Raw genomic sequence first — 14,334 nt, forward strand, 5'->3', positions numbered from 1 at the left:
CCGCCTCTTATACCACGCTTTTATTTATGAAATGCTTTATCTCAGCGAGAAAACGATACAGTCCCGGCGCACAGGAACACAGAAAAATCCGGGCTTTCCAGGAAGCCCGGCAGGAACGGTACCACTCCCTGTAAGGCTCCTCTTTCATTTTTTTTACACATCCTGATTTTGAAAAGACCCAAAAGCGGATACTGGCCATTGATTCTGAGATAACCGGTGAATACTTATATTCCGTATACTGATCCAGCTCCTGAAACATCGTTTCCATTGCCTTTAAAAAAGGCAGATCCAATTCTGCATTCCCGTGGCGCTCGCTCCACGATCCCTTAACATTTTTCCGGTAGACGGACATCGTTTCATCCATATAGTACACGCGCCCGCATAAAGACAGATAAACTGCCAACGGATAATCACCGACAGGAGCCCTTTTCAAAAAATCAGGAAAACCCAGCGCGTCTTTTTTGCGAAAGACCATGCTGTTTGTTGCAAACAACCCGCCGCCGCCTGCAATGACCTGTTCCGTCAGAAAAAAAGAAGCATTCCGCCGCGGCCGGATCTCCCCCGCCGTTTTTCCATCTGCCGCATCAATAACCGCCGCCCTGGCTGTACACAGAGAAATGTCCTTATTTTCCTGCAAAAAATCAACCTGCTTCTGAAGCTTAAAAGGATCTGTCCAATAATCGTCTCCTTCGCAAAGCGCGATATATGTCCCCTGCGCAAGCGGATACAGGAATTCACTGCAGATTTCCACGCCCTGTGAATACTGATTTTCATTTTGGCAGACCACATGGAACATTCCGGGATACTTCCTGTCATATTCTCTGACAATATCCGCTGTGCCGTCTGTCGATGCATCGTCATGTATCAATATCTCATAACGAAAACTTGTTTTCTGCATAATAAAACTGTCCAAAGCCTGCCTTATATAGGTTTGGTGATTATAAGTTAAGCATACAATGCTAACCAGTGTTTTATTTTCCAACTTTCTATCCTCGCCATCCTCCACTGTTTCTTTTTTATTTACGTACATAACCCTCATGTGGATTTTCCAATACACATACAGGAAGAAGAAGGGCTATCATTTCATAGAAGATTTCTCCTTTTAATTCTGCAAGAAACAGTGTAATGAACCACATCAGTATAATTGCGTTCCTCTCATTGCGCTTTAATTCCCATAGTCTTGCTTTTAATACAAAAAACAGTCGTATCACCGCAGCATAGCCCAACAGGGTATAAAATAAACCGTAGTATAGAACTGGGCGGAGCCATCCGATATCTGTACCTTTATAGTACAGAGAGCCTTCCATATATCTCCCGTCCCCAACTGCAACCGTTTCAAGCGCAGGAATAAAATACATCCGATACATGCTTTCCAGAGAACCTGTTGTAAATTTTCCTGTCTCCATAAAATTATTAATCACCGAAAAATACCAATTGTACCAATTTTGCAGTTTTTCATTTTTTTCTTTAAAAATTAAAATGAATGTAATAATTCCCCCGCTGCAGATAGGATAAGCTAATACTCTGCCTTGTTTATTCAAATAAAGGGTAAGTAAAAAAACGGATAAATTAATTACTGATATGACCAGCCCGCTTCTCCCATAACACATATTTCCAATTAACAAAATGAGAATACAAATATTAAATTTCCAAAATAATTTACTTTGGTATTTGTAATAAAAAGCCATAATACTGCTGCAAATCATAGCAAAAGAACAATGTAATGTATAACTAAAAACAGAAAAACCTCCCCAGCCAATTCTTGTATAAGCAGCCGTCTCTACTATTTTTTCGCGCTGAAAATCTGTTAAATAAATATTTTCAATTACCCATCCGTGCAAGGATGGGATGATACAGATTATAAGCGTAACTAACACATATAAAATCACCGAATATATATAATATTGTATAAATTCATATATATTTGGTTTTTTACTGATCTTCTTCTCATACACAAGCAGAAGAAAAAACAGGACAATACTTTTCTTAACAATAGCTATGATAGGCCCATCCAATAAATAGCTGTAGTCTCCGGTTTTTAATATTGCTGGAATCAGGACAGCCCCAATACACATAAATAAATAACAAAATGTAAATATAAACAGATATTTTGAAAATAACTTTTTTATCTTTCCCAGTACCCATTTAAAATTTAACAGAAGGAATATCAGCGGTATTAAATAATAGTAAATATATGTGAGAAACCTGTAATTTTTCAGCATTATTGAAAAGTAATAAAATGCTGAAAAAAATACGTACCAATACTTTATTTTAAGCCCACTGCCTGTTTCTGTGTCCAGATTGATCATTTCAGCCACGTATCCTTTTCCAGCTTTAAATATGCCTTAAACATCTCTAAATCATCCTTTGTCGTCAACTTGATGTTCCTGTCAGAACCGGCTGCAAAGTACAGAGTTTCTCCCAAATCCACCATCATTGTATTTGTGTATGATGAACCATAAATACCTATTTTTTTCTCAAAGGCCGTATGATATGCCCAATCCAGCTTACCAAAACGGTAGGCCTGCGGCGTGGAAACCCGCCGAAGCTGTTCTCGCGGAATATATTCTTCTGTCGAATACTCGTCCTTTACTCTGAAAATCTGTTCGTTATAGGGCAGAGCCGTTACGCCATTTCCATATTTCTTACACTTGATAATCACGTCACATAACACAGTATCATCTACTAAAGGACGAATCCCGTCATGAATAATAACAATATCATCCTGGCTACAGAATGCTTCCAGATAATAAACCCCGTTTCTGATTGACTCCTGCCCTGTCATCCCCCCAGACAAAATCCATTGTAGTTTTGATATATTATACTGCTTTGCATAAGCGCGAAGAATGTCATGCCATCCGTCAAGGCAGACTACTTCAATTGCGTCGATTTCAGGATGCCGCTGAAAGCTTTCCAATGTATAAATGAGAACCGGCTTATCATAAACATTGATAAACTGCTTCGGGATATCCTGATTCATTCTTTTTCCTGAACCGGCTGCGATAATCAGTGCAACATTCATTTTTACCTCCGCATTTTTTCTGAAATATCAGATACTTTCAAGTAATTTTTTCCAACTGAGCAGCACTTGTTCTTTGGAAAACTCTTCAAGATTTTCGCCTGCTTTACAAGACATTTGAATTCGTTTCTCACTGTTTTTTATTAAAAAAATTATTTTTTCCGCCATCTGTTTCACATGAAATGGTTCTATCAAGTAGCCGTCTGTTCCATTGCAAATCATTTCAGCAGGCCCAGTCCGTATGTCAAAACTGATAACCGGAAGTTTCCTGGACTTTGCCTCCAGTATGACTAACGGCATTGCCTCTCTATATGAAGTCAATACAAGCATTGCATATCCAGGCAATAAATCCGCTGCGTTTTTTACGTTTCCCTTCAATGACAAAAAATGATTTAAGCTTCTCTCATTAATCTTTTTTTCTAATTCACGGCGCATTGGCCCATCTCCGTAAATATCCCACTTCCATTCCGGACAGCTTTTATATACAATATCCGCTGCCTTCAAAAGCAGGCCGTATCCCTTTTCTTTTGATAATCTGCCAACCGATACGATACGTTTTGAATCAATTTCATATTTATAATCCACTGTGGGCTTTTCAAACCAATTAGGTATTACAACTATTTTTCCTCCGGCACATTTGAATTTACGTTCAAATTCTTCTTTGATTCTTTCATTCAATACAATCAGATGATCACAATATCTTGCCTGAATCCATTTACACAAAACAGTTTTTTTATTGCTCCACTGATTTATTAAGCCAGAGTGATCACATGAAATTATCCTTAAACCCCTGTTTTTTATAAACATAGCCAGCAGTGATGATACGCATCCAATAAATATCACTAATGATATCTTTTTTTCATTTAGAAACCGATTGAAACGTTTCGTGTTTAACAGAATCGTAGAAAGCACTTTTTTATTACATGTCTTCCATAAAACCAGCTTGACATTATCATCAATTTCATATGGGATTTTGGAAGTTTTGGTGCATATCGATAGTAAATATGTATTGCTATCCTTAAATCTTGAAAATTCATTTGCAAGCTTTACTGCTACAGTCTCCCCTCCGCCTGTTTCGCTTAAATCGTATTCAACAATTAATAAATTCTTCATCCTTTCCAATCCTGTTTCAGTTATGAGTGTTTACATCGTAATATATTCCCTTATACCTCCGGCACCCGTGCTCCAGATCCACCTTCACCGCCTCATGCTGCGCGACGCGCTTTTCCTCCGGCGGAAGCTCCATATAATCCCCGAACGCGATTCTTAAATACGCGTCATATCCGACCGGAACCGGCAGCTTTGTATCCTCAAACGCCATCCAGGCCGCGGACGCAAACAGCTCCTTCGGATACCGGTTCCTCATATAACCGGGCCCGGCGCATAATTCCGTGATATAGCGGCAGCTCTCAATGCTGTATTTTGACATCTCCTTCTCCGCCCTTTGCCACAAACCGGTCCGCAGCCATTCAGGGGAACATATCTTTAAAATAATCCCGGAGCACACAGCCGCAGCCCGCCCGTGCCGTTTCGGTATCTGCCCGGTCGTGAGCAGGGAGTGGAGGCAGGCCCAGCCCATCTGCGTCAGGCGCTTTACCCGCGAATCCGGCAGCCCGTCCAGGGGAAAAATATCCAGCCCCACCCCATGCACAATATCCAGATCCGCCTGATATGGCTTGATCATCGTTGTCCGTCTGTCGCGCACAGTTGTGTATTGGTTGTGATCCAGCCTGCGCCCCGTTGGACGGCTGATGGCAAATCTCCGGTCCGCGTGCGTGTGCCAGAGCGCCCACAGGCGGTCATAATCCCGGCGCGGCATAAAAAAATCGAGGTCATCGTCCCACGGGATAAATCCCTGATGCCGCGCCGCCCCGATACAGCCTCCCCCGCAGATATAACACATCAGCCCATGTTCCCGGCAGAACTCCACAAAATATTCCGCCAGATAAAGCGTAACCTTCTGAAGCCTCCTAAGCTCCTGCGGGCTGCAGGTTTCCGGCTTCGTTTCCTGTCCCGGCTTCGTTTCCTGCCAAGCCCCTGCCGTCTCCGGCTCCGGTCGGCCCAGCAGCCTGTTTATAATCCTCTCAAACCGCCTGTTTAACCGCTCCGTGTCAAACAGCGCCGCCGCCTTTAAGGCGTTTGCCCTGTACTGTGCGCGCTGTTCCTGATCCATGTGATAGAATGCCTCCACCGCGTCGGAATACGCCTTCACGCTCCGGTCCTTTAATACCATCCCGCAGCCATACTTTGTTATAATCGGATATTTCCCTTCATCAATATTGGCCAGCACGGGATTTCCGGCGGCAAAATATTCAAACAGCTTGTTGGAGCTGTTGCCGTACCGCTGTGTTGACGAGGGCTTTAAATTCAGGAGATTTAAGTCGCTTTTGGAAACCGCAAAGGGGATATAATTCTTTGGGATAAAACCCTTAAACAGGACATTTCCAATCCCTTCCCGGCGGCATTTCTCCTCTAACACAGCCCGATCCGGGCCGTCTCCGTAAATCAGGAAGAGGATCTTTTTTTCATATCCTCTTTTCCCCAGCTCCTTTGCGCAGTCAACCACCGTGTCAATGTCATTTGCGGTGCGGATACTCCCGCAGTACATGACTTTAAAGGCCGTCTCATCCTCCAGGCCGGGATCTTCGATCTGAAACGCCTCCCTGTTTTTGTAAAAATCGTTTAAATCCACGCCGATATTGATGTAAAAGCATTTCTTTTTTGGTACCTCCCTGTCCCAGCCGCGATCTTTTATGTAGTCATACGCGCCTTCCCATGTAAATACGATCGCGTCCGCTCTCTTATACAGCCATTTTTCCAACTGGTACAGCCCGATAATGAGCGGATTGTATCTGGAATAATCCGCGTAGGTGACAATGGATTCCGGCCACAGATCCACCACGCTCATGATCCACGGAACCCGGTATCTTCCGGCAAGCTGCGCGGCGGCGACACAGGCAAATGGGGACGGCATGGCGGCCACGATCAGATCCGGCCTCCCGTACCGCCCGCCGGCAAAAAGCACGCGGACATAATACTCCAGAAAATTTTTAATCCGCTTTCTTCCGCTGTCCACATAACTTCCTGTCCTGACAAAGACAAAGAAAACCCCGTCAACGTCTTTTTCCGCAAACCGCTGTTTCTCCCCGCAGAAATTCAGATCCGTATTGTGGACAAAGCTCGAGGCAAATATCTTTACTTCATAGCCCTGCTTTTGCAGATATCTGGCAAGGCTCCAGTCCCGCAGCGCTGAACCATAGGATGGCCCGGCCGCGTAATGGCTTAATATCCAAATCTGTTTCATATGTTTTCCTATCCAATCTCGTCATAATCGTTCACGTACAGCTAGTACATCGTTGCATTAATTCGCGAGTAAACCGCACTCGCTATCCGCGCCCTCTGCACGCCTGCGAAGCTAGCCGTAGGCTCCACTACGCCGTCGCTTCGCAGACGCACAGATGACACGAATATCAAGCGCTTTTTACTCGCGAATTAATGCAATGATGTACTAGAGCGTTGATTTTATAAAATGAACGCTGCAGAACGCCCGGAGCCCGCCCTTTTATGGCAGCAGCACCCCATACATGGTCTTTACAAGCGTGCGCATTTCCCGTCCTAACGAAAATTTCCCCATCTCCCGCAGGTTCCATTTCATCTTCTCCGGCAGCACTGTGCGGATGTACGTCTCGTCTATATTGGCTCCGGCAGAGCAGGCTTTTTCCATCCGCAGGGCCTCATCCTTAAAGCGGATGCTGGCCTCAGAGGTCACGCCCGCCGGCAGCAGCAGCGTCGCGTACATTTCCTTTGTGTACGCCCTCACATACCCCGCCACCTCCGGACGCGTCCCCACAAAGGTCATCTCGCCCTTCCAGATATTGATAAGCTGCGGGATCTCGTCCAGGCGGCAGCCCCTAAGCTTCCTTCCCACCCGCGTGATCCTCGCGTCATCCCCGACCGTCACCAGGCTGCCCTTCCTGTCCGCATTCTCTGCCATAGTCCGGAACTTATATATGTAAAACCGCCTCCCATACTGCGTCACCCGCTCCTGGCGGTAAAATGCCGGCCCCTCCGAGTCCAGCTTAACCAAAACAGCTAGAAACAAAAAAAGCGGCGCCAAAAGCGCCAGGAGCACAGACGACGCGGCAAAGTCAAACGTCCGCTTTACGGCCAGCCCCGCCCGGCGGCGGTACAGCGCCTGATAGTACGGGCGCACCTCCTCTGTCCTCATAAATTCCGGAAGCGCCTCCCATTTACAGAGCATCCCGTTCCACTCCCTTCCCTTTTTGTTCCTGCTTCCCGAAGTCAGTAAACAAACGAAACCGGCTGCCCAGGAGCGCCCGGCCGCCCAATGTCAACCTCCTGCCGCCCGGCGCAAACTCCCTACAGCCCGGCATAACATTCCCGGAACGCCTCCGCCGCCCATTTCACCTGCTCATCCGACAGGCAGGTGTGCAGCGGCAGCGTGATTTCATTTTCATACTGGTGAAATGCATTCGGGTAATCCTTTATGTCAAATCCCAGCTTTTTATAAGCGGTATGCATCGGCAGCGGCTTATAATGCACATTCGCCGCCACGCCCTTCTCTGCCAGCGCCTCAATAAGCGCGTTCCGGAACGCTTCCGTCTTCCCGCAAAGCCGCGCCAGGCACAGATGGCGGCTGGAGTGGTACTCCCTCCCCAGACGGTCCGTCCCGTCATGCGAAAGCAGCTCCACCGGGAGCCCTCCCAGCTCCGCCTCATAGACATTCAGGATGTCCCTCCTGCGCTTCAGCATCCCCGCATAGCGTTCCATCTGCGCCAGCCCGATTCCGGCCATAATGTCCGTCATGTTGCACTTATAGCCTGTCATCACAATATCATACTCCCAGGCCCCGGGCTTCGACTTGGCCAGAGCGTCCTTGTCCTGCCCGTGCAGGGACAGGAGCATAAACTGGCGGTAGATCCACTCATTGTCCATCCCCGGGATGTTCCTCCATACAAGCGCGCCGCCCTCGGCGGTTGTGAAGTTTTTAACGGCATGGAAGGAGAAGCTCGTAAAATCCGCCGTCTCCCCGCATCTCTTCCCGGCCCGCTCCGCGCCGAACGCATGGGCCGCATCCTCCAGGACCACGATCCGCCCAAATGCCTCCTGAACCTCATTAGCGGGAGAAAAACATCCCTTTTTTCTCTCCACAATCTCATAAATCCGCTCATAATCGCACATCACGCCGCCGATATCCACGGGGATAATCACCTTGGTCCGCTCTGTGACCGCCTCCTCCAGCTTCGCGTAATCCATCTCATACGAGCCGGGCGCGGTGTCCACCAAGACCACCTCCGCCCCCGCATGGCATGCCACGCTGGCGCTTGCCGAGTACGTGTAGGCGCTTGTGATCACCTCATCCCCGGGCCCCACGCCCAGGAAATGCAGCGCCAGTTCCATGCAGGCCGTCCCTGAGTTTAAGCAGACCGCCTTCGGCGCATGGACATAGGCCGCCACCCGCCGTTCGAGCTCCTTCGTCTTCGGTCCGGTGGTGATCCATCCGGAGCGCAGCGCCTCCGTCACCTCACGGATCTCTGCCTCCGAAATATCCGGAGGCGAAAATGGTACCTTCAACATCCTTTTTCCCCGCTTTCTCTGTCATGTGCTCCTGAACACCCCTGCGCCGTCCCACCTTTGCGGCCGGTTTTGCGGGGTTCCTGGAGCAATTGCCTCCTGCTTCTTTTTTCCTTCTTTCTTTTTTATTTCTTCTTCCTGTTTTCTTCTGCCCTCACCCGTCCTTTTCAAGCCGTATCCCAAACAGGGCTGTTTTTTCCTTCCCCCTTAATGGGATATCCAGGACCGCATAGCGTTTGCGCAGGTTCACCTCCCGAATCCTGTCTTTAAATAACTCCAGCGGCCCTTTAAAGCCGCGGATCTTCCCTCCGGGATCCAGATAAACCCTGGTATTTTTGACCAGGTATCCCGGCGCCTGCCCGCACAGCGCCGCGAGGAACGCCTCCTCCTCACGCTCCAGCGGGATAAAACCCCCCTGGCCTCCGCCTATGAGCACGGCAAAGCCCGGAAGCCTTTTAAGGCTGTAAAACGCTTCCTCCGGGTTCCCGGTGTCCAGAAAGACATACCCCGGGAACAGCGGCTCCGTAAGCTCTACCCATTCGCCTCCCAGTTTTTTCATGGATTCCCGTTTCATGCAAAAACACTCCCTGCACAGGCGGGAAGGGAGCCGGCTGCGGATCCGCCCTGCCAGCGCTTCTTCCCCGCCTGTCACGGTCCAAATCACATACCACATGAAATTTGTCCTCCTGCCCGCGGCGGCTTTGGTAAACACAGGCAGATGATTTTATTTCCGGGCGATCGGGCAGCGCTCCGCCATCCCTGCGGAACAAGCGTCCCCAAAGCCCTGTCTGCCAAAATGCCTGTTTCCATCCGCCGCACGGTTTTAGAATAGTTTCCCTGCCCCGCACGGACAGCCGCCCCTGCATTTTGTCCCTTATGCAGATACAACCAGCCTGCATGCCTCCGTAGCTGTACAGCCTGTTTTGTATCGTTGTGTCATTGTGTCATTGCGCCATTGTCTGCCGCGGCCGCTGCGCCGCCGCCCCATTGTCCGCCGCAATCGTTGTGGGACGGCCTGAAGCCGCGGTCTTACCGCTGCTGTCCATGGCCCCCGCGCCCGTCAAACGCAACCCCGGCCCACATGACGGCCGTCCTCCTTGCCAGGGGAACCTCCACCCTCGCAAACCGCCGGTGCCAGTCAATGGCGAGGATCCGGGATCCGGCCGCTTTCAGAGGGCCCTTTGTAATACAGTCGCACCCGCGCTCCCTGTCCCGGTATCCGTACGAGAGTCCGAGGACATGCTGTTCCCCGCATAATTGCCGCAGGTGATTCTCTTCCTCCCGGTATACAGGGATCAGATAACCCGGCTCGCCCAGAACCGGCAGGAGCGCGCGGTATTTCTTTATCTCTTCCGATAAAAGCCCCGGCCGGGCGCTCTGTAAAAAGACGTATCCGGGGAACATGTCCCGTTCCACCCGCCTCCACGCCCTGTCCGAACGCCAGAAGCGCTCGCAGCGGAATACAAAAGCATCTTCCAGCGCCTCATGGGATAACTGCCTGCGGCAGGCGTCGAGCATCCGCTCTTCCCGCCCGCGCCGGCATTCCAGCACATACCACATAGAAACCTCCCGGATTTCGTAGAATAACGTAATCTACGAAAGATAATTGTGTTAAAATTTATTTAATTATCTGATTTATTTTTTGATGAGTTTTAATTAAGAAATTCACAAAGAATATTTATAGAATTTTAAAACATTTATGAGAGAAACTGCTATTGAAATAAGGGGAAAACCGTAGTATAATAAATGAAATTTCTTAGAATACGTTATTCTACGAAATCCAAAAATGAAACCGTAAAATCATTTTAAAGCCATCTGCATACTACATTTCAGAAGTGAAACCCTATTAAACCGCGCCTGACAAGTAACAGTTCAGACAACCTGAACTGTTTCGGCATCAAATCGTTCTCAGTACAGAATATTGATAATTATTTTTTTCCTTTTATATACTATAAGCAAAGGAATGTGGAAAATGATAGCGGCTAATTTTTCAAATGTATGAAATAATTTTAAAGAAGTATGCGATCGTGTTGTCCGGGATTCTGAAATTGCAATTATCACAAGAAAAAATGACGAAAATGTTGTTTTAATGTCCCGGGCCCAATATGACAGCCTGATGGAAAATCTTCATATCAGACACAGTAAGCCGAATTATGAATGGTTAAAGGAATCGATAAAACAGGCGGAAGAGGGAAAATTAGTGAATTTTGATGTGGAGGATTCGCATATGAATGTATCTTTCACGGAAAATTATCTTTATTGGCAAAAGATGGATAAGAAAATTGTTAAAAGAGTGAGTGAACTGATTAAGGATATCAAAAGGACTCCATTTGTAGGGCCAGGTAAACCAGAGCCGTTAAAATATGATTTGGCCGGAAAGTGGAGCAGGGGGAATCTGACTCTCCGTCTTTCTGCCCACATCCTCCAGGACACTCTTTACCTTCCGAACCAATACCGCCAGCCTCCGTTCCGCCCATTTGGGCACAAAAAAAGCAGCCACCAAATCTGATGACTGCTTCCCATTTTGCAATATTCAGTTTCAACTCCTATGGCTCTCCATGCCTTATATCTCCTTCTCCCAGACAGCAGCCAGCCACATCTATGCATTCATATACATAAACTTTTCCGCTTCTATATATTCCGCTTCCGTATATCCATACAAAATAATCTGTTCTTTGGCAGCGTTGGCCTTAATCATTCTATCTATAGCCTCAATCCGTTCTTCCCTGATACCCTTTTTTACCATTTTCCTCAATATTTTCTGATAAATTATACATTTTGGGGACCTCTCTTCTAAATTCAGCAGCCATTACGATTCCACACCATCTAAATACACATTTCTTCTTTATGTCATAATGGCGCCCAAACAAACCAACACAAAACTTGTCTCACCCTGCAAATCTTCTACAACACTTCCACCCTGCAGGAATGCTCCTTCGTCTTTGTGCTGTAACTGATTCCCACAGCTAAAATCCTCCCCGTATACTTTGGCTTCTCCCCCATTTTTCCCTTAAATCGTAACGCATAACCCTTGTATCCCCATGTAAGGTTGCCGCCAGCATCCTTTTCGACTCATTAGCCAGCCGGTACACATATCCCATGGACTCCTTGCCCATAAGAAGCTCCCGGAACTTATCCATCAGCTCCTTATTCGGAATAAACACCTCTCCATCCATATAGGTAAGCAGGCCATAGATTACCATAGCCGAATAAATTTCATCCTTTGTATTCAGCTCCATAGAAACAGCGGCATAATTCCGAATCTCCGCTTCCACCCCTTCACCGGCAACCATCAGAACCAGATCATCCCGCATATCATCCACATTATTTTTCACATAAAAGAATATCTCATCATACGGCCCGGAGCTGGTCCAATAATTTGCCAGCTGATTATTAACCAGCGCACACACCACAGAACGGGGATTATATAATCTCTCCCCCGCTGCCGTATAATACCCATCATACCACACCTCCAGATCCTTCCGTGTAATCTTCGGCTTTTTCGTTGTCTGAAGGTAAATATCAAAAAGACGGTCAGCCTCCCTTTCCACAAACCCAAAGCAGTCACTAAACCTCTCCATCACCGTCATATCATACTCCACAAACATATTCAGTTCCGAACCACTGGAGTATTTTGTAATGGGAAGCACCCCTGTCATATACACAAACTTCACATATGCCTTATCCTTTAAAAGAGACTTCAAAAAAAGAAGGTACGCCTTTTTATCCTCCTCTGTAATAAAAGACATATGGAATATGGAATCCCATTCATCAATTACAAAAACAAACTTCATCCCTGCCTTTCGGAAAACCTGCTTCAATATATCCCATACCGATATTCCCGTATCCGTAACGATTTCCGGAAATGCTTCCGACAAATCCTGTTTCAAGCCCTCCAGCACCCGGCTGATATACTCACGATAGGAAACACAGTTCTCCGGAATTTCACTAAAATCAATATAAATAACCGGATATTGATTCAAATGCCCATGGCAGCATTCCGACTGCCCAATCTCCAACCGGTCAAAAAGGTCTCCTGTTTCCTCTCCCTCCCTAAAAATGCCGCCACCATGTTCGCCATAACACTCTTACCAAAGCGCCGCGGCCTTGTAATGCACAAATACCTTTGCCCATCTACTTCAACCGCCTTCAAAATATCTTCCAAAAGCAATGTTTTATCCACAAAAAACCGGGTCCCGGCAATTCCCCTGTATGATTCAAAAGGATCTCTGCTGTCTAAATATCGTCCCATATCCCCATTCCTTTCTCAGAATCTCAAACATCACTTATTCATACAATCTATCTTATCATAAAAAAACAGCCAATACAATTTTTCTTTATCAATCCATCCTCCTTTCCTTTTAATTAGAATTCTAATTATACAGGCAAAAGAATACCTATTTTGTATTCTCCGTCATTTGCAGAATGACCTTTTCAAAGACTTCCAAATCATCTTCGGAGATACCGGCGAACATACTGTGCATGTACTCATTGACACGGCTTGTAATATCGTCCTTTATCGCAAGCGTCTGTTCTGTCAATACAAGTTTCTTATAACGCCTGTCGCTGTCCAAACTTTCACGGCGCAAATAGCCATTGCGCTCCAGATTGCTGATAAGGCTCGTGACAGAAGAACCTTTAATTTCTAAAAATTCTTCTATGTCTTTGGGGAATATGTCCCTTGCCTCCGATTCAACGATAATATAATGCAGGATAAGACCTTGAATGCTGGTTATCTGTGTACCTGTGAAAAAACTTGAAAAGTATCTCAGCATTCTCCGATTCAACTTGTCATATTTTTCCATTAGCTTTTTTTCGTCCCTCATGGTATCACCCGTTTCTACTTAGAATTCTAATTACAGGAATTTATTTTACTGCTACACATTTCAGTTGTCAAGTGGGTGCGAAAAGTTTATACCATTTTCATAAATGACGGAAAAGAATTTTTGCATAACTTTGGTAAAGCTGTCCTGTGTGGCATTGTGGGAAATACGGGGTATTTCAGAGGGTTTGGGATTCCTCCCAACAAGCGAAATCTGCCCGGCAAGCCATAGGGTGCCGGGGCTATGCCATCTACGCGATGGAAAACTGCGGCTTTTCCCCCGAGGACATCCGGCGCGTGGCGGCCGAGCTCTATGAGGTTTTCGACTGCCGGGGGCTGGAGGAGGCCGAGGCGCATTTTCTGGACAGCCCCTATTAAGTTCGAGACAATTTGTCCCAACTGAAGCTATTCTGCTGTCAAGGTACACTGGCTTTTGGGCCTTTCATAAAATAAATAGGATTCTCATAAGACTTTTTTGGAATTTTTTGTAAGGGCAGGGAATCACCGGGTTTGGCATTTTGGCATAGTTTGGATAATGTTCAAAGGTATAGCCCTGCTCAAAGAGTTTTTGTGTAAAAAGGTTGTACTCTTTCATGGCAGACCCCTACAGTCCCAGACAGGGCCGCATTCCAAACACATTTTCCATGCGCCTGCGAAGAGCTTCCGGCTCCATATCATATTCCTTTGCAATACAATCCTCACAGCAAGGATATTTGTAGGCCGGTACCTTTGATATCCGCTTGTCCCAGGTACTGATCTGCCGGCCACAGCTATTGCAGTATTCATCAAGCCATTTTTCCTTTAACTCCATAGACTCCTTCTTCTTTTTCCGAATCCTTCGCATATTGTGGTATCACAAAAGGCCGCAGTTTCCCACGGCCTTTCTTAATAGAATCTC

15 protein-coding genes and 1 pseudogene are annotated in these 14,334 nt (G+C 46.7%); 2 read left to right on the forward strand and 14 right to left on the reverse strand.

Annotation, left to right across the window (positions count from 1 at the left end; genetic code table 11):
• Positions 1–7: 7 nt before the first annotated feature.
• From NFS31_RS05370 to NFS31_RS05410, 9 genes are all read right to left on the reverse strand, one after another.
• Positions 8–1,039 carry a glycosyltransferase family 2 protein gene (locus tag NFS31_RS05370; protein WP_331482527.1) on the reverse strand — a complete coding sequence of 344 codons (1,032 nt, stop codon included), beginning with the start codon at positions 1,037–1,039 and terminating at the stop codon, positions 8–10.
• Positions 1,017–2,318, reverse strand: coding sequence for a hypothetical protein (locus tag NFS31_RS05375; protein WP_251492386.1), 1,302 nt, complete (start codon positions 2,316–2,318; stop codon positions 1,017–1,019). Before NFS31_RS05375 ends, NFS31_RS05370 begins: the two co-directional genes overlap by 23 nt.
• Complete coding sequence (locus NFS31_RS05380) at positions 2,306–3,022, reverse strand: IspD/TarI family cytidylyltransferase (RefSeq protein WP_251492388.1); 717 nt, start codon at positions 3,020–3,022, stop codon at positions 2,306–2,308. The genes NFS31_RS05375 and NFS31_RS05380 overlap by 13 nt, the downstream gene beginning before the upstream one ends.
• A 27-nt stretch (positions 3,023–3,049) precedes the next feature.
• Positions 3,050–4,132: a glycosyltransferase gene (locus tag NFS31_RS05385; protein ID WP_251492390.1), complete on the reverse strand. Its 1,083-nt coding sequence runs from the start codon at positions 4,130–4,132 to the stop codon at positions 3,050–3,052.
• 16 nt (positions 4,133–4,148) lie between these two features.
• Entirely contained in the window at positions 4,149–6,323 is a 2,175-nt protein-coding gene (locus NFS31_RS05390; RefSeq protein WP_251492392.1) for a LicD family protein, read from the reverse strand.
• Positions 6,324–6,581: 258 nt separating this feature from the next.
• A complete protein-coding gene (locus tag NFS31_RS05395; protein ID WP_251492394.1) occupies positions 6,582–7,280 on the reverse strand; it encodes a sugar transferase in 699 nt (232 codons plus the stop codon).
• A gap of 119 nt (positions 7,281–7,399) precedes the next feature.
• Positions 7,400–8,617, reverse strand: coding sequence for a DegT/DnrJ/EryC1/StrS family aminotransferase (locus NFS31_RS05400; RefSeq protein ID WP_251492396.1), 1,218 nt, complete (start codon positions 8,615–8,617; stop codon positions 7,400–7,402).
• A gap of 151 nt (positions 8,618–8,768) precedes the next feature.
• Entirely contained in the window at positions 8,769–9,287 is a 519-nt protein-coding gene (locus NFS31_RS05405; RefSeq protein ID WP_160308426.1) for a transcription termination/antitermination NusG family protein, read from the reverse strand.
• 356 nt (positions 9,288–9,643) lie between these two features.
• Positions 9,644–10,174: a transcription termination/antitermination NusG family protein gene (locus NFS31_RS05410; RefSeq protein WP_251492398.1), complete on the reverse strand. Its 531-nt coding sequence runs from the start codon at positions 10,172–10,174 to the stop codon at positions 9,644–9,646.
• A gap of 454 nt (positions 10,175–10,628) precedes the next feature.
• On the opposite strand from NFS31_RS05410, the pseudogene NFS31_RS26840 reads away from it, so the two are divergent.
• Both NFS31_RS26840 and NFS31_RS26845 read left to right on the forward strand, forming a co-directional pair.
• Positions 10,629–10,793, forward strand: a pseudogene (locus NFS31_RS26840) (type II toxin-antitoxin system Phd/YefM family antitoxin); the annotation flags it as partial.
• A gap of 48 nt (positions 10,794–10,841) precedes the next feature.
• The gene (locus NFS31_RS26845) at positions 10,842–11,123 is read left to right on the forward strand and encodes a Txe/YoeB family addiction module toxin (protein WP_275563874.1); all 282 of its coding nucleotides are present in this window, start codon (positions 10,842–10,844) and stop codon (positions 11,121–11,123) included.
• 90 nt (positions 11,124–11,213) lie between these two features.
• On the opposite strand, the gene NFS31_RS05425 is transcribed toward NFS31_RS26845, so the two are convergent.
• From NFS31_RS05425 to NFS31_RS05440, 5 genes are all read right to left on the reverse strand, one after another.
• The gene (locus NFS31_RS05425; protein ID WP_251492400.1) at positions 11,214–11,360 is read right to left on the reverse strand and encodes a hypothetical protein; all 147 of its coding nucleotides are present in this window, start codon (positions 11,358–11,360) and stop codon (positions 11,214–11,216) included.
• A gap of 220 nt (positions 11,361–11,580) precedes the next feature.
• Positions 11,581–12,633: an AAA family ATPase gene (locus NFS31_RS05430; protein WP_331482528.1), complete on the reverse strand. Its 1,053-nt coding sequence runs from the start codon at positions 12,631–12,633 to the stop codon at positions 11,581–11,583.
• Positions 12,594–12,866 carry an AAA family ATPase gene (locus NFS31_RS27010; RefSeq protein ID WP_331482529.1) on the reverse strand — a complete coding sequence of 91 codons (273 nt, stop codon included), beginning with the start codon at positions 12,864–12,866 and terminating at the stop codon, positions 12,594–12,596. Before NFS31_RS27010 ends, NFS31_RS05430 begins: the two co-directional genes overlap by 40 nt.
• A 145-nt stretch (positions 12,867–13,011) precedes the next feature.
• Complete coding sequence (locus NFS31_RS05435) at positions 13,012–13,440, reverse strand: MarR family winged helix-turn-helix transcriptional regulator (RefSeq protein ID WP_251492402.1); 429 nt, start codon at positions 13,438–13,440, stop codon at positions 13,012–13,014.
• 600 nt (positions 13,441–14,040) lie between these two features.
• Complete coding sequence (locus tag NFS31_RS05440; protein WP_251492404.1) at positions 14,041–14,247, reverse strand: hypothetical protein; 207 nt, start codon at positions 14,245–14,247, stop codon at positions 14,041–14,043.
• Positions 14,248–14,334: the final 87 nt, after the last annotated feature.

It is taken from the genome of Otoolea muris (assembly GCF_943193115.1).
Classification (GTDB): domain Bacteria; phylum Bacillota; class Clostridia; order Lachnospirales; family Lachnospiraceae; genus Otoolea; species Otoolea muris.